At 65.1% G+C, this 22533-nt stretch carries 23 protein-coding genes and 1 riboswitch; of the genes, 10 read left to right on the top strand and 13 right to left on the bottom strand.

Annotation, left to right across the window (positions count from 1 at the left end):
- Positions 1-6 precede the first annotated feature (6 nt).
- The 4 genes from H6935_11755 to H6935_11740 form a co-directional block, all read right to left on the bottom strand.
- A complete protein-coding gene (locus H6935_11755) occupies positions 7-753 on the bottom strand; it encodes an efflux RND transporter periplasmic adaptor subunit (GenBank protein MCP5279021.1) in 747 nt (248 codons plus the stop codon).
- Positions 750-2045 (bottom strand): TolC family protein, encoded by a 1296-nt coding sequence (locus tag H6935_11750; protein MCP5279020.1) that lies wholly within the window; start codon positions 2043-2045, stop codon positions 750-752. Before H6935_11750 ends, H6935_11755 begins: the two co-directional genes overlap by 4 nt.
- Positions 2042-2557 (bottom strand): thioredoxin fold domain-containing protein, encoded by a 516-nt coding sequence (locus H6935_11745; GenBank protein MCP5279019.1) that lies wholly within the window; start codon positions 2555-2557, stop codon positions 2042-2044. The genes H6935_11750 and H6935_11745 overlap by 4 nt, the downstream gene beginning before the upstream one ends.
- A 72-nt stretch (positions 2558-2629) precedes the next feature.
- Positions 2630-3079: a TlpA family protein disulfide reductase gene (locus H6935_11740; protein MCP5279018.1), complete on the bottom strand. Its 450-nt coding sequence runs from the start codon at positions 3077-3079 to the stop codon at positions 2630-2632.
- A gap of 393 nt (positions 3080-3472) precedes the next feature.
- On the opposite strand from H6935_11740, the gene H6935_11735 reads away from it, so the two are divergent.
- On the top strand, positions 3473-5044 hold the full coding sequence (locus H6935_11735; GenBank protein ID MCP5279017.1) for a hypothetical protein: 1572 nt from the start codon (positions 3473-3475) through the stop codon (positions 5042-5044).
- On the opposite strand, the gene motD is transcribed toward H6935_11735, so the two are convergent.
- The 9 genes from motD to H6935_11690 all read right to left on the bottom strand — a co-directional run bounded on the left by motD (position 5041) and on the right by H6935_11690 (position 16383).
- On the bottom strand, positions 5041-5874 hold the full coding sequence (gene motD, locus H6935_11730; protein MCP5279016.1) for a flagellar motor protein MotD: 834 nt from the start codon (positions 5872-5874) through the stop codon (positions 5041-5043). The genes H6935_11735 and motD overlap by 4 nt on opposite strands.
- Positions 5875-6051: 177 nt before the next feature.
- Complete coding sequence (locus tag H6935_11725) at positions 6052-6792, bottom strand: flagellar motor protein (GenBank protein ID MCP5279015.1); 741 nt, start codon at positions 6790-6792, stop codon at positions 6052-6054.
- A gap of 12 nt (positions 6793-6804) precedes the next feature.
- Complete coding sequence (locus H6935_11720) at positions 6805-7524, bottom strand: RNA polymerase sigma factor FliA (GenBank protein ID MCP5279014.1); 720 nt, start codon at positions 7522-7524, stop codon at positions 6805-6807.
- Positions 7502-8332: a hypothetical protein gene (locus H6935_11715; protein MCP5279013.1), complete on the bottom strand. Its 831-nt coding sequence runs from the start codon at positions 8330-8332 to the stop codon at positions 7502-7504. The genes H6935_11720 and H6935_11715 overlap by 23 nt, the downstream gene beginning before the upstream one ends.
- Before the next feature lie 4 nt (positions 8333-8336).
- The gene (gene flhF, locus H6935_11710; GenBank protein MCP5279012.1) at positions 8337-9794 is read right to left on the bottom strand and encodes a flagellar biosynthesis protein FlhF; all 1458 of its coding nucleotides are present in this window, start codon (positions 9792-9794) and stop codon (positions 8337-8339) included.
- A gap of 83 nt (positions 9795-9877) precedes the next feature.
- Positions 9878-11962, bottom strand: a complete 2085-nt coding sequence (gene flhA, locus H6935_11705) for a flagellar biosynthesis protein FlhA (protein MCP5279011.1) — start codon at positions 11960-11962, stop codon at positions 9878-9880.
- Complete coding sequence (gene flhB / locus H6935_11700; GenBank protein ID MCP5279010.1) at positions 11962-13116, bottom strand: flagellar type III secretion system protein FlhB; 1155 nt, start codon at positions 13114-13116, stop codon at positions 11962-11964. The genes flhA and flhB overlap by 1 nt, the downstream gene beginning before the upstream one ends.
- A gap of 228 nt (positions 13117-13344) precedes the next feature.
- A complete protein-coding gene (locus H6935_11695; protein MCP5279009.1) occupies positions 13345-14745 on the bottom strand; it encodes an adenosylhomocysteinase in 1401 nt (466 codons plus the stop codon).
- 12 nt (positions 14746-14757) lie between these two features.
- Positions 14758-14835, bottom strand: a riboswitch (S-adenosyl-L-homocysteine riboswitch).
- 366 nt (positions 14836-15201) lie between these two features.
- The gene (locus H6935_11690) at positions 15202-16383 is read right to left on the bottom strand and encodes a methionine adenosyltransferase (protein ID MCP5279008.1); all 1182 of its coding nucleotides are present in this window, start codon (positions 16381-16383) and stop codon (positions 15202-15204) included.
- A 194-nt stretch (positions 16384-16577) separates the two neighbouring features.
- Between H6935_11690 and H6935_11685 the strand changes: the two genes are divergently transcribed.
- The 9 genes from H6935_11685 (at position 16578) to H6935_11645 (ending at position 22526) form a co-directional block, all read left to right on the top strand.
- The gene (locus H6935_11685; GenBank protein ID MCP5279007.1) at positions 16578-17438 is read left to right on the top strand and encodes a lipid A biosynthesis lauroyl acyltransferase; all 861 of its coding nucleotides are present in this window, start codon (positions 16578-16580) and stop codon (positions 17436-17438) included.
- On the top strand, positions 17435-18304 hold the full coding sequence (locus tag H6935_11680; GenBank protein MCP5279006.1) for a lipid A biosynthesis acyltransferase: 870 nt from the start codon (positions 17435-17437) through the stop codon (positions 18302-18304). Before H6935_11685 ends, H6935_11680 begins: the two co-directional genes overlap by 4 nt.
- On the top strand, positions 18297-18797 hold the full coding sequence (locus tag H6935_11675) for a GNAT family N-acetyltransferase (protein MCP5279005.1): 501 nt from the start codon (positions 18297-18299) through the stop codon (positions 18795-18797). The genes H6935_11680 and H6935_11675 overlap by 8 nt, the downstream gene beginning before the upstream one ends.
- Entirely contained in the window at positions 18794-19210 is a 417-nt protein-coding gene (locus H6935_11670; GenBank protein MCP5279004.1) for a CoA-binding protein, read from the top strand. The genes H6935_11675 and H6935_11670 overlap by 4 nt, the downstream gene beginning before the upstream one ends.
- Before the next feature lie 9 nt (positions 19211-19219).
- The gene (locus tag H6935_11665) at positions 19220-19687 is read left to right on the top strand and encodes a hypothetical protein (protein MCP5279003.1); all 468 of its coding nucleotides are present in this window, start codon (positions 19220-19222) and stop codon (positions 19685-19687) included.
- 100 nt (positions 19688-19787) lie between these two features.
- Positions 19788-20396 carry a CDP-alcohol phosphatidyltransferase family protein gene (locus H6935_11660; GenBank protein MCP5279002.1) on the top strand — a complete coding sequence of 203 codons (609 nt, stop codon included), beginning with the start codon at positions 19788-19790 and terminating at the stop codon, positions 20394-20396.
- Positions 20396-21334, top strand: a complete 939-nt coding sequence (locus H6935_11655) for a phosphatidate cytidylyltransferase (protein MCP5279001.1) — start codon at positions 20396-20398, stop codon at positions 21332-21334. The genes H6935_11660 and H6935_11655 overlap by 1 nt, the downstream gene beginning before the upstream one ends.
- Positions 21334-21984: a 1-acyl-sn-glycerol-3-phosphate acyltransferase gene (locus H6935_11650; GenBank protein MCP5279000.1), complete on the top strand. Its 651-nt coding sequence runs from the start codon at positions 21334-21336 to the stop codon at positions 21982-21984. The genes H6935_11655 and H6935_11650 overlap by 1 nt, the downstream gene beginning before the upstream one ends.
- Positions 21981-22526: a hypothetical protein gene (locus H6935_11645; protein ID MCP5278999.1), complete on the top strand. Its 546-nt coding sequence runs from the start codon at positions 21981-21983 to the stop codon at positions 22524-22526. Before H6935_11650 ends, H6935_11645 begins: the two co-directional genes overlap by 4 nt.
- Positions 22527-22533: the final 7 nt, after the last annotated feature.

Genomic DNA, 22533 nt, shown 5'->3' with positions numbered 1-22533 from the left:
GCCGGGTCAGTGCAGCCGGATCGTCGCCGGCTGCCCGGGTCCGAGTCCCTTGACCTGGGGCAGGGCCACTTCCAGCCGGTATTTCCCGTCTGGACGCAGGCTCAGCCCCCGGGTTTCCCCCATGAAAGCCTTGCCGCCCAACAGTACGTCCGCCTTGCGGCCGGGAACCACATGGCGGGCCTGGTCGGCCTGCAATACGGCCTGGGCCACCATTTCGTCCGAGCGGGCCACGATGAAGAGGGGATTGGGCTGGCAGGGGGTCGCCGCCACCAGTCCGGGCTCGGCCAGCCGTTCCAGGACGATGGCGTCGAAGGGGGCGCGCAACTCCGACTGCTCCAACTGGTGGCGAGCCTTGTCCAGGCGTGCCTGGGCTCCGGCCAGAGCCGCTGTGGCCCTGTCGAACCGTAGCTGGGCAGCATCCAGCTCCGTGGTGGCTGATACGGTGCGGGCGTAGAGTTCCTTCACACGGTCCAGGTCACGCTGGGCGTCGGCCTGCTCCAGGGCGAGGCGATCCACATCGGCCTTGGCCTCTGCCACACCCGCCTTGAACAGGACCGGGTTGAGGGCGGCCATGAGCTCGCCCTTCTTCAGCCATTGGCCTGCCTGGGCCTGCACAGTTTCCACCACGCCGGTCACGGGCATGGCCAGGGAAACCCGTCCGGCCCAAGCCAGTTCGGCGGTATATTCGGCGGCCTGGACCGCCATGGCGGTGAGGCCCAGGGCAAGGCTGCCCAGAAATCGGGTGGGTTTCATGACTTGTCCTTCGTCTTCACTTCCGCAAGGGGGGTCCCCAACAAGGCTTCGAGCCTGGCCCAGGCCAGGGCCAGGCGGTATTCCACGGCCCGACGCAGGAGTTGGGCCAACTGGGTCTCGGCCATGCTGGTGCCCAAGTTGGTCTTGAGTTCCATCTCATACTCGGCCCGGGCCTTCTCCAGAGCCATGTCGCGATACAGGGAATTCGTCCGGGTGCTCTGGCGCTCGCTGTCCAGCAGGTACTGGATTTCCTCCCAAACGGACAGCAGGGACTCCCGCAATTGCATGGTCAGCTTTTCATGCTGCAGCTGGATTTCGGTGATGCGGGCCTGTTCCCGGGCCAGGCCCGCATCGATGCGGTCACCCTGCCACAGGGGCATGACGAAGTTCAGCCCGCCGCGCACGTCATCCCGGGTACTGGTGTTCCTGCTCCAGGTGGCGGCTTCCGCCTCGAACTCCAGGGTGGGACGATAGCCTGCCCGCACCGCTTCACGGCGGTTCTGCGCTGCGGCCAGCAGTTTCGCCTGGGCCTGTATTCCAGGGTTGTGGGCCAGGGCATGGGATACGAGGACATCCAGGGGGGGCAGCGTTCGGTCGTTGTCCTTCAGGGGCGGATCGATCAGGTCTTCCAGCACCTGTTCCTGCCGGTTCATGGCCTGGGCCAGTTGCATGCGCTTTTCCCGCAGCTTGCGACGGGTGTCATTGCGTTTGGTCCGGGCATTCTGATTGCGGGATTCCAGTTCCACCAGCTTCCACTGGGGTATCTGGCCCAGGGCGTGGCGGTCCCTGTTGTTGTCCCAGTCCACGTAGGCCACGGCGAGGAACTCCGTGTCGGCGTTGTACTGCATGTCAGCCAGCAGCACGTCGAAATAACGGGCCATGAGGGTAAGGCGCCGCTGGGTCCTGGCATCCATCACCTGCAGTGTGCGGGCGTCTGCTTCCGCCGCCGCGGCGTTCACGCTGATGTCGCCAAGGCCGCCGTCATAGAGGCTCTTGCGGGCCAGCAGGCGAGCCTGGTGGTCGGGGTGGAAGCGGTCGTTGTAGAACTCGTTGCGGCCCGTGCGCAGTGCCCCCTCCAGGGACACCCGGAAATCGTCAAGGCTGTCGGCCAGGCGGGCCTCGGCCCGGGCGCCCGTCTCCCTGGCCTTCGCCAGGTCGAGATCGGGATGGGGCGCATCCGCCAGGGCCAGGACGGACTCCAGGGTGAGCTTGGGAGCTTCCGCTGCCCGGGCACTGCCCAGGCAGCATGCGAGGGCGGCAACCCATAGCCAGGCAGAACCGGCCCGCCTCATTTGGCGGACGCTTGGCGCTTGTAGACGTTGAACGGCATGGTCTTGTACACGCCATCCACAACGTATTTGCCCAGCAACAGGAACTCGTCCACCGTCCGGGTCGCTCCGGTGAAGCGGGTCACCGCGTTGCCCTCCAGGTCAAAGAATACGAAGGTGGGGGTGGCCCGGGCTCGGTTTTCCAGGGCGAACGCCTTTTCGGTGGTATTCCTGCCCTTGAAGTCGGTCATGGAGGTATCCCCCTTCACGTCCATGGCGTAGATGAGGAAATGTTTGCGATACCAGTCCTGCACCTGGGACTGGTTCAGGACCGTGCCTTTCATGCGATAGCAGAAGGGACACTCCTCCATTTCGAACATGATGAGCACACCCTGTTTGCCTTCGCTCCTGGCCACGTCCAATTCTTCCTTGAAATCCCCCAGCTTGGGCATGAAGAAATGGGAATGGGGATCCCGCACCTCGGCTTGGGCGTTGAAGACCCACAGGGAGAAGAACAGCAGCAGCAGCCAACGCATCACGACTCCTCTTTCAATAAAAGGACAGGCGGCCCAGGCTCATCGGAACGTTCTCAAGGAAACGCGGGGCGCTCACTTCTTCTTGCTGATGTAGCTTTCCACGGTCTGCCGGGTCAAAGCCCCGACGTTGTAGGCCACCATCTTGCCCTGGGGATTGTAAAGATACGTGGTGGGCAGTCCAGTGAGGGCGCCAATCTGGGCCGCGGTCTTGCTGTTCCCCAGGATGATGGGGTAGCTCACCATCATCTGGTCGGCGAACTGGAGCACGGTCTTGGGGTCCTGGTAATCCATGGCGATACCCAGGACCACGAGGTTGTTCTTCTTGTTCTCGTGCAGGGCGTTGAGGTCGGGAATCTCTTCCAGGCAGGGGGGGCACCAGGTCGCCCAGAAATTCACCAGCACCCATTTGCCCTTGTACTTGGTCAGGGTGTGCGTCTTGCCGTCGCTATCCACCAGGGTAAAGGCATGGACCGGGAATACCCATACAAAGGCGGCAAGGAAAATTGTGATCAGACGAGTCATTGGCGTTATCTCTTAGCAATGGAAAGCACACGAATGGCGGATATGACAGGACAACCTCCCCAGGGTTCAGTATGCGATCTCACGGGTCCCTTGCCTGGCATGCACCTCGGAGGCGCGGAAAGCGGTGCAGGCCAGCCCGATGATGGAAAGGGCCGGGAGCCAGCAGGTAGCTGTCCACCATGGGCTTGCAGAGTATCTCGCAGATGACAGCCCTGAGTGAAACCCCCGCCAGCAACTCAAAATTCCGGCCATGCCTCCGCAGTCCCTCGAAAATCTTTTCATTCAGATTCATGTTCAAACAAGGTTAGCTGCGACAAGAAATTTCGCGGTGTGGAAAGGTGTGATTAAAATCACGAGGAGAATGAATGGAGCAGGAGCGGATTCAGACCAGCCATGCAGCCAAGATATGCCTTACCCACCAGGGAGCCGGCGCGCAATATAAACCTGGAGACAAAGCCCAAGCAAGTTGAGGTCTGGCTGGCCAACCTGCCTCTTTCCAGCCCTGCGGAGGCAGCCGAGGAACTGGCTGACTACTTGACCGCGCTCAACAGTGCTGAATTGGCCTACGACAGCCGGGTCAAGGTAGTGGACCGCGTCGGTACGGTGCTGGAAGACCTCGTGGCGAGCTTGTATGAACTCTACAGCGCCGTACCTCTCCCCTTGCCGCCCAAGCAGCAGCGCAATGCAGAACTGGCCCAGCGGCTCCTGCTGGAAATGGCCATGGCCTACAAGACGCTAATGCTCGAGTGGCTGAAGCGCCGTTTCCACCTGTTCGGCGGCAATCCCGTTCCCCTGTATCTACAGCGCATCCTCCTCTCCCTTCAGGCGGTGGCCGAGGTGAGCTTCGAAACCCATCAGCCCACTCCCCCGGGCATCTGGTTCGACCTGCACCAGACCTACAACTATGCCCTGCGCAGCGGCCTGAAGGACGTCATCCCCGAGGGTGGCACCAAGATGCTGTCCCTTGAGCAAATCTACAAGGCCACCCTGCTCATGGCCCTGGCGGACCCCTACCATTTTCCCCAGGTGGAACTGCCCTGGGCCAAGGACATCATCGCCCGCTTTTCCAACCTGGCCACCATCTTCCCCGCCGAGGAGACGACCAAGGGCCAGTCCGGCCTCTTCATAGTTGACATCGGCGTCGATGCCACGCCCAAGCCCCTGGCCAGGGAAGGCCATCCAGTGAACCCCCGTTGGGACCTTATCCTTAACACCACTGGACTGGCCAAGCACCTGGCCCTGGTGGCCAACAACCTGCGCAGCGCGGAAGACCGGGCAAAGATGGGTCTTCCAGAGGCTGCCATCGATCCGGCCTATGCCTCCATGCTCAAGCGGCTGCGCCTGAACTGGGGCGCCTCGGTGCAGCGCCAGTCCCAGCGTCGTCGGCACCAGCAGGGCAAGGAAGTGGAAGTCTGCATTGGCTTCAAAGCCATGCACCGACTGCTTTCGCCCGCCGGCAAGTCGGACACCATTCACTACGGCATCGTCGAGAACGACCCGCCACCAGTGGTGGTCAAGTGCAAGACCATCAACGACAGCATGGGTGGCCTGGCCCTGGGCCTGACCCAGGCCAGCGCCATGCAGATCCGCGTAGGCGACATTGCCGGGGTGCGCCAGGGCAACGGCAACTGGGGCCTGGGCATCGTGCGCTGGTTCCGCATCCCCCAGAGGGGCGAGGTCACCTTCGGTGTCCAATTGCTGGCGCCCCAGGCCCTGGCGGTGCAGATTCGGCGCAAGGATACCGGCCGGCAATGGCCCGGGCTCCTGTTGCAACCCAGCGCCGTCAGCAAGCAACCCCCCATGCTGGCTGCGCTTCCAGGATGTTTTGCGCCCAGTCTGGAAGTGGATGTGGGCTTCACCAAAGGCACGAAAACACTGCACTTGGACAAACGCCTGGAATCATCCCCCAACCTGGACCTGTTGCGCTTTCACGCAGAGACCGAAGTGCCAGCTCCCCTGGCCTAACGGGCAGCGGGCGGGGCCACGGTGCTGGGAGAGGGAGCCGTCGGCTCCTGCAGGGTGATTTCCCTGACCGGCCCTTCCACTTCATTGAGGATGAGCACGTTTACCCGCCGGTTGCGCATCCGGCCTTCCGGCGTGGTATTGGCGTCCAGTGGACGGTTGTCGGCATAGCCGATGGCCACCATGCGCCCGGCCGGCACCCCCATTTCCGCGAACAGGCGTACCACACTGCCCGCCCGGGCGGAGGACAGTTCCCAGTTGGAGGGAAAGGCCGGGCTGTAGATGGGCACATTGTCGGTATGGCCCTCAACCTGGATGGGGTTGTCCGTGGTGGCCAGCACCTGGGCCACGGCGGAGAGGGTGTCGATGGATTTGGGCTGCAGCACCGCGTCGCCGCTGTTGAACAGGGTACTGGCGTTGATCTCCACGGTCACTCCGCGGGGCGATTGTGTCACCTGCACCTGGCCAGTCTTGATGAGGGGCTGCATGGCATCCAGCACGTTCTTGGCCACCTTCTTCATCTTTTCCGCCGCCGCCTTGCGCTCCGGTGTCTCCCCACCGGGAGGTCGAACCACGGCCTTGCCGACCGGGCTTCCCGTACCCTCCAGCACCTCCGGATACTTGGAGCTCATCTCGATCAGCTTTTCCGACGAGGGCGGTTGCTGGAAGGCGCTCACCAGGGAATCGGACAGGACCCGGTACTTGCCTTCGTTGATGGATGAGATGGCATACATCACCACGAAGAACGCAAACAGCAGGGTGATGAAGTCCGCGTAGGACACCAGCCAGCGTTCGTGGTTTTCGTGCTCCTCCGCGGGTTTCTTTCGAGCCATGGCACTCAGCCCTGGGCGCCCCAAAGCCCGCTCAAGCCAAACCCCCCTGCAGCCTGGCATCGAAGATGCGGGGACATTGGCCGGGGCCGGCGCGAAGCGCCTTGACCCTTGCTGCGCGAGTATCCGCCTGTGCCGAAACCAGCTCGGCGCCATTTCCTCGGCCAAAAGGCCAGGTGCTCATGCCAAGTACCCCTGCAGTTTGGCGTCGATGATGCGGGGATTTTCACCATTGGCGATGGCGATGATGCCCTGGATGAACATCTCCTTGTTGGCCACCTGGCGACCGATGAGGTAACGCAGCTTGTTGGCGATGGGAATGAAGAGCAGGTTGGCGCCACCCACGCCGTAGATGGTGGCGACGAAGGCCACGGCGATACCCGCACCCAGCTTGGAGGGATCCGACAGGTTCTCCATGACGTGGATGAGCCCCATGACCGCACCCAGGATGCCGATGGTCGGTGAGTAGCCCCCGGCCGCCATCCATATCTTGGAGGCCTCGATGTGGTGCTGTTCATAGGCCTGGAGATCCAGTTCGAGGGTATCCCGCAGCACCTCCGGCTCCGCACCGTCCACCAACATCTGCAGGCCCCGGCGATGGAACAGGTCAGGCTGCTGCTCGATGAAGGGTTCCAAAGCCAGCAGACCGCCACGACGGGCATGCTGGCTCCAGTCCAACAGCATCCTCAGGGTCTCCTGGGGCAGGATGCGAGGCGGCTTGAACACCCACTTAAGCAGGTTCAGGCCATCCAGGAACACCCTCATGCTGGACTGCAGCATGACTGCGCCCACGGTTCCGCCCACCACGATCATGAATGCCGTGAGCTGCAGCAGGGAGCCGATATGCCCCCCCTCGAGGAACTGTCCCAGCAGGATGGCGGATAGCCCGATTACGATGCCGACGATGCTGACGATATCCACTGGGATAGGCTCTTATTTCTGTTCGCTGGACCAGTCCCGCAACTTGCTCCGAAGGCGCGAGATGGCCTGGCTGTGCAGCTGGCACACCCGGGACTCGGAAACCCCCAGTACGGCGCCGATCTCCTTGAAGTTCATCTCCTGCTCGTAATACATGCCCATGAGCATCTTCTCCCGGTCCGGCAGGATGCTCACCGCCTGGGCCAGGGCTCCCTTGAAGTGGCGGGAGGCCAGGACGTCGAAGGGGCCGTGGGTACCGTCGTCGGCGAAACGGTCGAGGAAATCCTCCCCGTCCGACTCGTGCAGGTCCTCGTAGTAGACCAGGTGGGCGCCCCGGGCATCGTTGAGCAATTCGAAATAGGCGTGGATGCCCAGCCCCATCTCGTCCGCGATTTCCTGCTCCGAAGGGGGGCGCTGGTGGCGCTGCTGCAAGGCATGGATGGCGCTCTCGATCTGGCGCCCGGCGCGGCGCACGTTGCGTGAGACCCAGTCCGCCTCCCGCAACTCGTCCAGCATGGCGCCCCGCACCCGCTGGGTGGCGTAGGTTTCGAAATGGGCACCCTGCTCGTCATCGAAACGATCCACCGCATCCATGAGGCCCATGAGTCCTGCCTGAATGAGGTCATCAACCTCCACGCTGGCGGGCAGGCGGGTCATCATGTGGTAGGCGATGCGCTTGACTAGGGGCAGGTATTCCCGCACCAAGGCGTCCTTATCCTGGGCGACGGTCAGCATTCCTGCGTTTTCCTCCGGTCGAATCCAATGTCATGCGGCTGAACAGCCACATGCGCTGCCAATATTGCTCGAAGTTGAGGGGTTGCTCGGCCTGCCAGGCCAGGAGGGATTCGGCCATGAGGGCACCATGCGTCCCTTCCGTCGAACTCCCGATATGCCTGGGCTTTGGCAGGCACCCCAGATAGCCGGGCTCCACCCCCAGGAAACGTTGGGCCGTTTCCCTCAGGGAATTGTAAAGTGGCTGGGCACGTTCCAGGTCCGCCCCCTCCACCAGAACCATCCATGCCCCCCCGGACCATGCGGAGTGGGCGGACTTGAGCGTCGCGTAGGTGTCCGCCAGCAAGTTCTTGTCCCCGGGCAGGACGAGGAGACGCAACTCGGCGGTGGTGGCCAAACCCGTGCCCGCCTGGGCTCCCCCCTGGCCGCTCAGCAGCATCCAGTCGGGGGCCTCGCCCCAATGCTCGGCCAGCCCCATGAGGGCGCGCTCGTTGAGGGCGGCCAGGGCATGCATGCCCTCCGGGGCCGCCAGCAGGTGAATGCCCGGACCAGCTTCCAGCACGGCCGCGGCCAGGCCGCGCCCGGGTATGTCCGCCAGGGTGTGGCGCGGCATCAGGCCCCACATACCACCCACGTTGTAGGGCGCGCGGCCTTCGTCCAGCACCAGCACCTGCTTGCCACAGCGGCTGAGGCCCAGGGCCAACTCCGCACAGGCGTGCGCATTGCGGCGCGGGTCCGGTCCCATCACCCCCACGGCATGGAATACCTGGCTGCCCGCGAACAGCCGCCGCAGGCCGGTGGCTTGGTCCATGGGCTCAGCCAGCCGCACCGACAACTCCTCCCGCCAGTTCTTCCACGGTCATGCTGGCCTGGCTGGCCGCCATGAGGATAGGGTAATCCCCATCAGCCTGGGTGAACGGGGACTCGGGCTTCTGGTTGCCACGGAAAGCCCGGTCAGCAAGGTAGGTGGCATTGGCCAGATGCAGGTCCTCGGGCACCCGTTGTCCGTTGGTGACAAAATGCACAGGCAGTTCGTGGCGGATGGCCACGTCCAGCACAGGCCCGAAGGTCAGCGCCTCGTCGATCTTGGTCAGCACACAGCCCATCAGACCTGGCCCGGCGTAGGCCCGGGCCACCTCCTCCAGGGTAATGCCCTGGCTGGGTGCCCCAAGCAAGAGCAGACGGTTCACCTCCCGGCCTTCGCCACACAGCAGGGCCACCTGCTCCGCCACCCGCTTGTCCCGCTGGCTCATGCCCACGGTGTCGATGAGCACCAGGTGGCGGCTGTGCAGGTCGGAAAGGGTGAGCTCCAGGTCGTTCTCGTCCCGCACCGCGAACACGGGCGTGCCCAGGATGCGGCCGTAGATGCGCAACTGGTCCTGGGCACCGATACGGTAGGTGTCGGTGGTCACCAGGGCCACCTTGTCGGCGCCATGGCGCAGGACGGCCCGGGCGGCCAGCTTGGCCACGGTGGTCGTCTTGCCCACGCCGGTAGGCCCCACCAGGGCATAGACGCCGCCTTTTTCGATGATGTCGTCCTCGGGACGAGCCACCTTGATGTTGTGAGCGATGGTGCCCTTGAGCCACTTCAGGGCCTGGTTCAGGTCTTCTTCCTTGGCCGGCAGCATGTCCAGCAACTGCCGTGAAAATCCGGCGGAAAACCCCGCCGCCAGCAGGCGCTTCATGGCCTCCACCCGCATGGGGTCCCGCTGGGTCACGTCGTTCCAGGCAAACCCGGCCAGCTGGCCTTCAACCATGCCCCGCAACAGGCGCATCTCCCGGGCCAGTTCGTCGACACCCGCGGCAATGGCAATGGTGGATGGCTGAGGTGCGGCCTCCGCGGGCTGGGCGGCAGTCTCGACAACCGGGGACGCGACCTGTTGCCGGATCGGGGAGGGTCGGATGGTGGTGCCGCCTTGCTGGGCCGTGCCCTGGCCTTCCCGTTCCGCCAGGTAGTCGGCCAGAGTGGTGAGCTGGGGCGCCACCTCCTCCAGGCTGATGCCGGACCTGGGTCGCTGGGGCTGGGGCTGGGAATGGGGCTGGGGCTGCGTATTTCGCGGCGCAGCCGCTGCGGCTTTGCTCTGGCTGGTGGCCGCCCACAGGGCAGGCTCAGCCTGGGAAGTCAGCGCAGCCATGTCCAGATCCGCCACGGCGATGATCTCGACTCCGCCGGCCACCTGCCGATTGGACAGGATGATGGCACTGGCACCGAGGGCATCGCGGACCTGGCGCAGGGCATCACGGGTGGTTTGCGCGTGGAATTTTTTGATCATGTCAGTACTGACAGCCCGCTCCAGGGAACTGATTCGCCCTCCGGGAGAGCGGTGAGCGCTGAGAGCATGGGGTCTGCTTCATTTCAACCGCCACCAATGAGGCTGACGATGCGTATGGACTTTCCGTCCGGCACTTCAGCGTGGGAGAGCACCTTCAGGGAGGCGGCGGAACGGCGGAGGAAGCGGGCCAGTACGGGACGGATGGCGGGCGGGGACAGCAAGACGGCGGGTTGGCCCGCATTCTCCTGGCGTTCCACGGCCTGGACCGTTTCCCGCACCAGCCGCTCAGCCAGTCCGGGCTCCAATCCGGCGCCCGCTTCGCCACGGGCCGCCATGGCCTGCATCAGGATGTGCTCGAGGTTTGGCTCCAACGCCATCACCTGCAATTCCTGCGCTCCTCCAAAGGTTTCGTGGATGATAGCACGGCCCAAAGCCACGCGAACCGCCGCCGTGAGGTCGTCCACATCCTGGGATTTCGGGGCATGCTCCGCCAGGGTTTCCAGGATGGTGCGCATGTCGCGGATATGGACCTGCTCCTCCAGCAGGTTCTGCAGGACCTTCTGCACCGTGCCCACGGGCAGGGCCTTGGGCACCAGATCCTCCACCAGCTTGGGGAACTGCTTGGCGATGTGGTCCAGCAACTGCTGGGTCTCCTCCCGACCCAACAGTTCCGGCGCGTGCTCGTTGATGATCTTGGTGAGGTGGGTGGCCACCACGGTGCCCGTGTCCACCACCGTGTAGCCATAGGTCTGGGCCAGGTCACGCTGGCCGGCGTCGATCCACACGGCAGGCAGGCCGTAGGCCGGATCCGTGGTACTCTGACCATTGATGGTGCCCATGACACGGCCGGGGTTGATGGCCAGGTACTTGCCCGCCACGGCTTCACCCTCGGCCACGCTCACCCCCTTCAGGGTGACCCGGTAGCCGTTGGGCTTGAGCTGGAGGTTGTCGCGGATGTGCACGGCAGGCACCAGGTACCCCAGGTCCTGGGCGATCTTCTTGCGGATGCCCCGGATGCGGCGCAGCAGTTCGCCGTCCTGGTTCCGGTCCACCAAGGGCACCAGGCGATACCCCACCTCCAGTCCCAGGCGGTCCACCGCAGCCACGTCGTGCCAGCCCACCTCCAATGGCTCTTCCTGGGCGGGCGGCGGCAATTCCTCCACCTGGGCCTGAGCCGCCTCCCGGTTCTGCTGGGTCATCCAGTAGCCCGCCCCGGCCAGCACGCCCCCCATGAGCAGGAACGCCACGTGAGGCATACCGGGCACCAGGCCCAGGATGGAAAGGATTCCGCTGGTGAGGAACAGGGCCTGGGGCCGGCCGAACACCTGGCCCACCACCTGCTGGTTGAGGTCCTGCTCGCTGGAAACCCGTGTGACGACGATGCCCGCCGCGGTGGAAATCACCAGAGCCGGGATCTGGGCCACCAGGCCGTCGCCGATGGTGAGGAGGGTGTACTTGCTGGCGGCGGTGGCCAGGTCCAGGTCGTGCTGGGCCACGCCGATGATGAGGCCGCCGAAGACGTTGATGACCATGATGATGATGCCCGCCACGGCATCGCCCCGCACGAACTTGGAGGCACCGTCCATGGAGCCGTAGAAATCCGCCTCCTGGGCAATTTCAGAACGGCGTCGGCGGGCCTCGTCCTCGCCGATGAGGCCCGCGTTCAGGTCCGCGTCGATGGCCATCTGCTTGCCGGGCATGGCGTCCAGGGTGAAGCGGGCGCTCACCTCGGCGATACGGCCGGCACCCTTGGTGATGACCACGAAATTGATGAGCACCAGGATAAGAAATACCACCAGGCCCACGGCATAGTTCCCCCCTACCAGGAAGTGGCCGAAGGCCTCGATCACCTTGCCGGCGGCATCGGCGCTGCCGTGGCCTTCTAGCAGCACGATGCGGGTGGAGGCCACGTTGAGGGACAGGCGCAGCAGGGTGGTCAGCAGCAGCACCGTGGGAAACACCGAGAACTCCAGGGGCTTCAGGGTGTAGAGGCTGATGAGCAACACGATCATCGACAGGGCGATGTTGAAGGTGAACAGGATGTCCAGCATGAAGGGCGGCAGCGGAAGAATCATCATCGCCAGGATCATGATCACCAGCAGCGGCGCCGCCAGCTTCTGCCATTGCAGGCCGGGCGTGACTCCGAGATTGGGCACAGCCTGGGCCATCAGGCAGCCTCCGCGGGAACAGGCTCAGCCACCAGCCGGCTGGCCGGGTCCAGGTTTGGCGGCACCTGCCATTCCTTGGGCAACACCGGGTTCATGGACTGGTTGAGCTGATACACGTAGGCCAGCACCTGGGCCACGGCGGTGAACAGGGTGCCCGGAATGGTGTCGCCCACTTCCACGTGGCGATGCAACGCCCGGGCCAGGGGCGGTGCCTCCACGATGGGCACGCGGTGCTCCCGAGCGATCTCCTTGATGCGCTCCGCCACCAGCTGGGAACCCTTGGCAATGACCTGGGGAGCGGCCATGTGCTTCTCGTCGTACTTCATGGCCACGGCGAAGTGCAGGGGGTTGGTCACCACCACGTCGGCCTTGGGCACTTCCTGCATCATGCGGCGGCGGGCCACTTCCCGCTGCATGGAACGGATCCGGGCCTTGATCTGGGGATCCCCCTCCATTTCCTTGTGCTCCTGGCGCACCTCATCCTTGGTCATGCGCATCTGGCGCTGGTAATTCCAGAGCTGGAACGGCACGTCCAGTATGACGATGAGGGCATAGGCGGCCGCGGCAGCCAGGAAGGTCAGGATCGTGATCTGGGCGAAATGGGTCATGGCCGAGTCCAGGGGCTCGGCTGCCAGGCTCAGGATGCCATCCCGCTGGCGCCAGATCATCCACCCCGCCACCCCGGCGATGAGCGCCCCCTTGAGCAGGGCCTTGACCAGTTCCACCAGGGACTGCCAGGAAAACATCCGCACCAGCCCGGCGATGGGATCGAGTTTGCTGAATTTGGGGGCCAGGGCCTTGGTGGTGAACAGCCAGCCGGAAACCATCACGTTGGCGGCGATGGCGGACACCATTACGGCGGCGGCCAGGGGCAGCAACAGCAGGATGCCCTCCTGGCCGGCCTCCATGAGGCTTCGCCCCATCATGGCGGGACTGGCCAGGTCGGCGCGGTCGAAGCTCATGGCGCCGCGCATCACGTTGCCCAGCCCCTGGAACATGAACAAACCCAGGAAGGCAATCACCCCGGTGCTGGCCAGCAGCACGGCAAAGGTGGCCAGTTCGCGGGAGCGAGGCACATTGCCTTCATCCCTGGCTTGTTCCAGCCGTCTTGCCGACGCTGGTTCCGTGCGTTCGAGATCACTGTCTTCCGCCATCCTCGGGTCCGGTATCGGGCCGGCTCAAGGTTATAAAATGCCCAGGATAGTAGCACGTGAGCCCCCCTGCGCCGCGCCGGAAAAGTCTCCGATTCCCGGGTTTTTCTCTGTCGCAAGCAGAGCCAGGAACCCCTGAGCGCCCCCAGGGCCGGGTCTTGTCCGGCCCCCCATGGGCAACCCCAATGCAAAAGGCCGCCCGAGGGCGGCCTTCCCTTGGCGCCGGGGCCGTCAATAGCGATAGTGCTCCGCCTTGTAAGGCCCTTGCACGGGTACGCCAATGTAGGCGGCCTGCTGTTCGGTCAGCACTGTCAACTGGGCGTTCAGCTTCTTCAACTGCAGGCGTGCCACCTTCTCGTCCAGGTGCTTGGGCAGGGTGTAGACCCCCACCGGATAGCGCTCGGTATGCTGGAACAGCTCGATCTGGGCGATGGTCTGGTTGGCGAAGCTGGAGGACATCACGTAGCTGGGATGGCCCGTGGCGCAGCCCAGGTTCACCAGTCGGCCCTTGGCCAAGAGGATGATGCGCTTGCCATCAGGGAAGATGATGTGGTCCACCTGGGGCTTGATCTCCTCCCATTGGTACTTCTCCACGCTGGCGACATCGATCTCGTTGTCGAAGTGGCCGATGTTGCAGACGATGGCCTGGTCCTTCATGGCGGCCATGTGGTCGTGGGTGATGACGTGGTAGTTGCCGGTGGCGGTGACGAAGATATCAGCCTTGTCGGCGGCGTATTCCATGGTCACCACACGGTAGCCTTCCATGGCGGCCTGGAGGGCGCAGATGGGGTCCACCTCGGTGACCCAGACCTGGGCGGAGAGAGCACGCAGGGCCTGGGCCGAGCCCTTGCCCACGTCGCCGTAGCCGCACACCAGGGCCACCTTGCCCGCCACCATCACGTCCGTGGCGCGCTTGATGCCGTCCACCAGGGATTCGCGGCAGCCATACAGGTTGTCGAACTTGGACTTGGTGACGGAGTCGTTCACGTTGATGCCCGGAAACTTCAGTTCGCCCCGCTCGTGCATCTGGTACAGGCGGTGCACGCCGGTGGTGGTCTCCTCGGTCACGCCCTTGATTTTGGCCAGGCGGGTGGAATACCAGGTGGGGTCGGTGGCAAGCCGGGCCTTGATGGCGGCGAACAGCACGGTCTCCTCCTCGCTGGTGGGCTTGCTGATCACAGAGGCATCCTTCTCGGCCCGGGCACCGATGTGGAGCAGCAAGGTGGCGTCGCCGCCGTCGTCAAGGATCATGTTGCTGTAGCCGCCGTCCGGCCACTCGAAGATCTTGTGGGTGTAATCCCAGTAGTCGGTGAGCGTTTCCCCCTTCACCGCATAGACGGGGATGTTCTCGGCGGCTATGGCGGCAGCGGCGTGGTCCTGGGTGGAGAATATGTTGCAGGATGCCCAGCGCACTTCGGCGCCCAGGGCGGTGAGGGTCTCGATGAGCACCGCCGTCTGGATGGTCATGTGCAGGGAACCGGTGATGCGGGCGCCCTTCAGGGGCTGGCTCTTGGCGTATTCCTCGCGGATGGCCATCAAGCCGGGCATCTCGGTCTCGGCAATGGCGATTTCCTTGCGGCCCCAGTCGGCCAGGGCCATGTCGGCCACTTTGAAGTCGGTGAACGCGTTCATTGATACTCCTTGCATGAACGGGCGCGGTTCCATCGATGGTCCCAGCCCGAGCCTGGCCCAAATGCATGGGTCGCAGCGCCCCTCGGGCGGGGCCTTGAATTCATATAACTGCCAGGCCGTTGCCACAGCCGGTTCCCGGCCGGCTCCTGGTGCCTCGGCATCAGCAGGCTGATGTTAGCTGCGGCAGGGCCTTACAGGCCAGCCTCCGAACGCAGTGCTACGGCCTACCCAGTCAACTGTCTCCGGCCGGCGCATTGCGCCTTAACCTTGGCAAGCCAAGGTTAGCCTGCGACGAAACACGGACAAGTCGCCTGCGGCAGGGCCTTACAGGCCCGCCTCCGCGCGCAGCGCTTCGGAAATCCAGTGACCTGTCTCCGGCCGGCGCATTGCGCCTTAACCTTGGCAAGCCAAGGTTAGCCTGCGACGAAACACGGACAAGTCGCCTGCGGCAGGGCCTTACAGGCCCGCCTCCGCGCGCAGCGCTTCGGCCTTGTCCGTGTTTTCCCAACTGAATTCAGGCTCGTCCCTACCGAAATGGCCATAGGCAGCGGTCTTTTTATAGATGGGACGCAGCAGGTCCAGCATGTTGACGATGCCCTTGGGACGCAGATCGAAGTGCCGCTTCACCAGTTCTATGAGTTTTTCGTCGCTGACCTTGCCGGTGCCGTAGGTTTCCACCATGACACTGGTGGGATGGGCCACGCCGATGGCATAGGAAATCTGTACCAGACACCTGCTGGCCAACCCGGCGGCAACGATGTTCTTGGCCACGTAGCGGCCGGCATAGGCGGCGGAGCGATCCACCTTGGAGGGGTCCTTGCCGGAGAAGGCGCCGCCGCCGTGGGGCGCCGCGCCGCCGTAGGTGTCGACGATGATCTTGCGCCCGGTGAGGCCGCAGTCCCCCTGGGGGCCTCCCACCACGAAGCGGCCGGTGGGGTTCACCAGGTACTTGATGTCACCCTTGATGAGTTCCGCAGGCAGCACGGGCTTGATGATGTCCTCGATGACCGCATCGACGAACTCCTTCTTCATCTTGGGTCCTTCGGACATCTCCGGGGCATGCTGGCTGGAGAGCACCACGGTATCGATGGCTGCGGGCCTGCCGTCCACATACTTCAGGGTGACCTGGGACTTGGCGTCAGGACGCAGCCAGGGCAGCCGGCCGTCCTTGCGCAGCATGGCCTGGCGCTCCACCAGGCGGTGGGCCAGGTAGATGGGCATGGGCATGAGGGAAGGCGTTTCGTCGCAGGCGTAGCCGAACATCAGGCCCTGGTCGCCCGCGCCCTGGTCCAGGTTGTCGTCGTAGGCCTTGTCCACGCCTTGGGCGATGTCCGGGCTCTGCTTGTCGTAAGCCACCAGCACGGCACAGCCCTTGTAGTCGATGCCGTACTCCGTGTTGTCGTAGCCGATGTTCTTGATCACGTCCCGGGCCACGCCAATGTAGTCCACGTTGGCGTGGGTGGTGATCTCGCCTGCCAGCACCACCAGGCCGGTGTTGCAGAGGGTCTCGGCAGCGATGCGGGCGTGCCGGTCCTGGGTGAGGATGGCGTCGACGATGGCGTCGGAAATCTGGTCCGCCACCTTGTCGGGGTGGCCTTCGGACACGGATTCCGAGGTAAACAGATACTCATTGCTCATGGATGGCTCCTGTAAGTTTCCCCTTACTCTTGGGCGTGGCCGCCTCCGGGGACAGGAGCGGGACGCTTTAGCTGCATTTGTACCCCGCCCGCAATTTGTCTCAATGCATGGCTGCAATTAACTCGGCGGCTGCGATAATTCTAGGCATTCGCCTGCTTATCGGTCAAACCTGCGCTATTTTTCCCGCCATCGTCTTGCATTCGACCCTGATCCTCGGCCTGCGGCTGTTTGCCCATCTCCCCTTGCCGCTGGTGCACCTGCTGGGCACAAGCCTGGGCATCCTCAGCCTGCTGCGCACCCGGCAGCGCCGTCTCATCGCCGACAACCTGCGCCAGGCGGGGTTGTATTCCTTCCCCATGCTGGTCGCTGCAGGCAGGGAGTGGGGCAAGAGCATGCTGGAAATGTTTCCCATCTGGCTGCGCCCCCTGGAAGAAGCCACTTCCTGGGTGCGGGAAATCCGTGGCTGGGAACACGTGGAGGCTGCCCGGGCACGAGGACGGGGCATGGTCCTGCTGGGACCCCACCTGGGCTGCCTGGAACTGGCGGGACTTACCATCGCCGCCCGGCTGCCCGTCACCGCCCTGTATCGCCGCCCCCGCCAGGATTGGGCCCACGAGATCATGCAGGCAGGACGCAACCGGGGCCAGGCCCACATGGTGGAACCGAACATGAGGGGCGTGCGCGCACTGCTCACCGCCCTGAATCGCAACGAGGCGGCCTGGGTGCTGCCGGACCAGAAGGCCAACAAGGGCGAAGGCATCTGGCTGAAGTTCTTTGGCCGCTGGGCCTACATGCCCACCCTGCCTTACCGACTGATCGAAAGCACGGATGCCGCCCCCCTGCTGTTCCACTGCGAACGCCTGTCCTGGGGCAGAGGCTTCAGGCTTGTAATCGAACCCCTGTCTCCTTTGCCCGATGACATGAGCGAGGCCGGCCAGCAGTTGATCGCCGCCCTGGAGGACCTCGTCCGGCAACACCCGGAACAATATCTCTGGACCTACCGTATCCACCGCCTGCTCATCGGGGAAGTCACCCCCGACGGAGAAACCGTATGAGCCGCCTCGGCATCGGCCTCCTCTGGCTGCTTTGGCGTCTGCTGCCTTCCCGGGCCCTGGGCCAGGTGGGCGCCTGGCTGGGTGCCGCCCTGTACAGGCTGGCCCGGGCACGGCGCCGCATCGCCGAAATCAACCTGGGCCTGTGCTTCCCGGAATGGGGCCACGAGCACCGCACCCGGGTATTGAAAGCCAACTTCCGCGCCATCGGCCAGGCCACCCTGCAGGAGTCCGTGTCCTGGTGGGGCAGCCGCGCGGAGATGGAAAAACTCACCCGCATGGAAGGCCTGGAAAACATCCGTCCCCATCTGGGCAAGCCGCTCATCTGCCTGGCACCCCACTTCGTCGGCGTATCCATCGCCGGCATTCGCTTCGCCTCGGCCTTTTCCCCCGCCGTCACCGTCAACGCCCGGATCAGGAACCCCCTCATCGAGCGACTGGTGTTCAACGCCCGCAACCGCTTTCCGGGCAACGAGGTCTACATGCGCCACGAGGGCATCAAGCCCGTGCTGCGGGCCCTCAAGAAGGGGCTGCCCTTCTACTTCGCCCCGGACATGGACTTCGGTCGCAAGGATGCGGTGTTCGTGCCCTTCTTCCACACCTCCGCCGCCACCCTGGCCGCCTTGCCCCGCCTGTGCAAGGCCACGGGGGCCGTGGTGGTACCCGCCATCGCCCGCCAGGACAGGGACGGCTACGTATTGCGCTTCTACCCGGCCTGGCAGGATTACCCCACGGGTGACGTGGAAGCCGATGCGCGCCGCATGAACGCCTTCATCGAGGACCGCATCCGGGAAATGCCGGAGCAGTACTTCTGGGTGCACAAGCGCTTCAAGACCCGACCTGAAGGGGAACCCGGCGTCTATGGATGAAATGGAATTCGGCCTGCTGCGACTGGAAGAGGCGGAGGCCCTGGTGGAACTGGCGGGCCTGGTCTGGCGGCGCCACTACCCGGGCATCATCACCGAGGCCCAGATCGAGTACATGCTGGCCCAGCGGTACAAGCCGGGCCTCGTACGCCAGCTCCTGGCCCGGGGCGATCTTTGGCTGGCGGCCCGGGCCGGCGAAGAGCTCATCGGTTTCGCCCATGGCCACCCCCTGGCGGAGGGGGATTACAAGCTGGACAAGCTCTACGTGCACCCGGACTGGCAGCGCCACGGCATCGGCGGCCGGCTCATCGGAGAAGTGGCGCGGCATGCCCGGGAGCATGGCTGCACCCGCCTGGCCCTGCGGGTGAACCGGCAGAACCACGCCGCCATCCGGGCCTACCTGAAGCACGGCTTCCAGGTGGCGGATATCATCATCGAAGACATAGGCAACGGATTCATCATGGACGACTACATCATGGTTAAGGACCTGGCATGAACTTCCGCAATCCCTCCCCGGACGAGATCAAGGCCCTGCTGCAACGCGTGAAGACCATCGCCGTGGTAGGCCTGTCGCCCAAGCCGGACCGGCCCAGCTTTGGCGTGTCCCGGGCCATGCAGGGCTTCGGCTACCGCATCGTGCCGGTGCGCCCGGCGGTGAGCGAAGTGCTGGGGGAAAAGGCCTACGCCCGCCTGGCGGATATCCCCTTCCCCGTGGACCTGGTGAACGTGTTCCGGGAATCCGCCGCCATTCCCGGCCTGGTGGAGGAATCCCTGGCCATCAACGCCCCGGCCCTCTGGATCCAGGAAGGCATCGTCCATGACGAGGCGGCGGAGCGGGCCCGGGCCGCAGGCCTAACCGTGGTGATGGGCCGCTGCATCTGGAAGGACTACGTGGGGCTGATGACCTGAAGAGGCACCATGGACCTGGAAACCTGGGAACTCCTCTCCTACGTGGTCACGGTGGTGGGCCTGCCCTTCGCCATCGGCGTCTTTCTGTATGAACAGCGCCGGGAGCGGGAAAACGAGGACGAGGCCATCTGGCAGGAACTCTCCGATGCCTACGTGGAATTCCTCAACGTGGTGCTGGCCAACCCGGACCTGAAGCTGCGCAGCCATGCCCAGGTGGCCAACCGCAGCGAGGAGCAGGTGGAGCGCATGCTGGTGATCTTCGACATGCTGGTGTCCCTGTTCGAGCGGGCCTACCTGCTGGCCTACGAACCGGACATGTCGGACAAGCAGCGCCGCCGCTGGCATTCCTGGGAGGACTACATGCGGGAGTGGTGCCGGATCGAGGACTTCCGCACCCGCCTGCCGGACCTGCTGCGAGGCGAGGACAGCGAGTTCTCCGCCTACATACTCAGGCTGGCGCAAGAGGAAAGCCCTTGATCCCACCGACGTCATTCCCGCGAAAGCGGGAATACAGCGCATTCCCGGGCCCCCGCCTGCGCGGGGGTGACACCCCCCTTTACGACTTTATCAATCCGCCATGGCCAGCATCTACGACCTGAAGCCTGCCTTCCAGAACCTGCTCCGGCCCCTCGTCCGGGGCCTGGCCCGGGCCGGCGTCACCGCCAACCAGGTCACCCTGGCGGCCCTGGCCCTGTCCCTGGCCACGGGTGCCGCCATCGCCTGGCGGCCGGACGAGCCCGCCCTGCTGCTGCTCCTGCCGGCGATGCTGTTCCTGCGCATGGCCCTCAATGCCGTGGATGGCATGCTGGCCCGGGAGCACGACCAGAAATCCCGCCTGGGGGCGGTGCTCAACGAGCTGTGCGACGTGTTCTCCGACGCCGCCCTGTACCTGCCCCTGGCCTGGGTGGCGGGCTTCAATGCGCCCCTGGTGGTGGGCATCGTGCTGCTGTCCGCCGCCTCGGAGATGACCGGCGTGCTCATGCAGACCCTGGGGGCCAGCCGACGCTACGATGGCCCCATGGGCAAGAGCGACCGGGCCTTCGTCTTCGGCGCCCTGGGCCTGGTCCTGGGGCTGGGCTTGCCCGCCGAGAGCTGGCTCACCCCGTTGCTGGCCGCTGTCCTGGCCCTGCTGGCCTGGACCATCCTGAACCGGGCCCGGCGGGGCCTGGCCGAAGGGGGCGCGTGATGCTGCATGCCCTGACGCCCAATGCCGCCTGGTTCCTGGCGGGCATCTTCGCCCTCCTGGTGTTCGCCAGCCTCATCGTCCTGGCCTTGAAGCGGGCCCATCCCGACCGGGACTACGCGGAACTGGCGGCCCGGGTGAATTCCTGGTGGGTCATGGCGGGCGTGTTCGCCGCCGCCATGGCCCTGGACCGGGCCCTTTCCCTGGTCTTCCTGGCCTTCGTCAGCTTCCTGGCCCTGAAGGAGTATTTCTCCCTCATCCCCACCCGGCGGGCGGACCGGCGGGTGCTGTTCTGGGCCTACCTGGCCATTCCCGTGCAGTTCTGGTGGGTGCACCTGGGCTGGTACGGCATGTTCATCATCTTCATCCCCGTGTACCTGTTCCTGCTGCTGCCCCTGCGCATGGTGCTCATCGGCGAGACCTCGGGCTTCCTGCGGGCGGCGGGCAGCCTGCACTGGGGGCTGATGCTTACCGTGTTCAACCTGTCCCACATGGCCTTCCTGCTGGCCCTGCCCGAGACCGGCAACCCGGCCGGGGGCAGCGCGGGCCTGGTGCTGTTCCTCATGTTCCTCACCCAGTTCAACGACGTGGCCCAGTACGTGTGGGGCAAGACCCTGGGGCGCCACAAGATCATCCCGAAAGTGAGCCCCAAGAAGACCTGGGAGGGCTTCCTCGGCGGCGTGGCCACCACCACCCTCATGGCCTGGCTGCTGGCGCCCCTGCTGACCCCCCTGACGGGCTGGGAAGGTCCGACCGCTGGCCTGCTCATCGGCCTGGCGGGCTTCGTCGGCGACGTGAACATCTCGGCGCTCAAGCGGGATCTGGGCATCAAGGACAGCGGCAGCCTGATCCCCGGCCACGGCGGCGTGCTGGACCGGGTGGACAGCCTCACCTTCACCGCGCCGCTGTTCTTCCACTTCCTTTACTACCTGCACTATTGATGGCCGCGTTCCTGGCCCAGCCCCTGCGTCTGTTGTTCTACGCCCTGGTGGCCCGGCCCATCGCCTGGGTGGTGCTGGGCCTCAACGTGCGCCACCGGCAGCGCCTGCCCCAGGCCGGCCCGGCCATCGTCGCCGCCAACCACAACAGCCACCTGGACACCCTGGTGCTGATCTCCCTCTTTCCCCTGCGCCTGCTGCCCAGGCTGCGCCCCGTGGCCGCAGCGGACTACTTCACCCGCAACCCCCTCCTGGCCTGGTTCTCCCTCAACGTCATCGGCATCCTGCCCATCCGCCGGGAGGCCAAGGGCGGCGCCGACCCCCTCAAGCCCTGCGAGACGGCCCTTGAGCGGGGCGACATCCTGGTGCTGTTCCCCGAGGGCAGCCGGGGGGAGCCGGAGGTCATGGGCCGCTTCAAGCGGGGCATCGCCGTCCTGGCGGCGCGGCGGCCGGACGTGCCGGTGACCCCCGTGTTCCTGCACGGCCTGGGCAAGGCCCTGCCCAAGGACGACCCCCTTCTGGTGCCCTTCTTCTGTGACGTGTTCGTGGGCGAGGCCCTGGGCGGCGGCGGGGACCAGGCCGCCTTCATGGCGGAACTGGAAGCCCGCATGCGCGGCCTGGCGGCGGAGATGCCCCAGGACGCGTGGCAATGAAGGCTCGGCTCCACCCCGCCGCCTTCCTCTGGGGCCTGGCGGAGGCGACCCTGTTCTTCATCGTGCCCGACGTGCTGCTCTCCGCCGCTGCCCTGCACCGACTGAAGACGGCCCTGGTGGCCTGCGCCTGGGCCACGGCGGGCGCGCTGCCGGGCGGGCTGGCCCTGTACCTCTGGGGCAGGGCCGCGCCGGCGGAGGCCTGGACCGTCCTGGACCGGGTGCCCGCCATCCGCCCGGCCATGCAGGCGGACGTGAGCGCGTCCCTGGCCGAACACGGCCTCGCTGCCCTGTTTCTGGGGCCCCTCACCGGCACGCCCTACAAACTCTATGCCGTGGCCGCCGGCCAGCAGGGCTTCGACCTGATCCCGTTCCTGCTGGCGAGCGTGCCGGCAAGGGCGGCGCGTTTTGTCCTGGTTTGCCTGCTGGCTTACACTGTTTCCCGGCTGCTGGCCGGCCGTTTCTCCACCCCCGCCCGTTACGGCATCCTGGCGGCGTGCTGGCTGGTTTTCTATGGTGCCTATTTCGCCCACATGGGCTGGTAAACAAGAC

This window comes from Thiobacillus sp. (genome assembly GCA_024235835.1).
Taxonomy (GTDB): Bacteria; Pseudomonadota; Gammaproteobacteria; order Burkholderiales; family Thiobacillaceae; genus PFJX01.
Note: the sequence above shows the minus strand (reverse complement) of the source record. Positions and strands in the feature narration are given on the sequence as shown.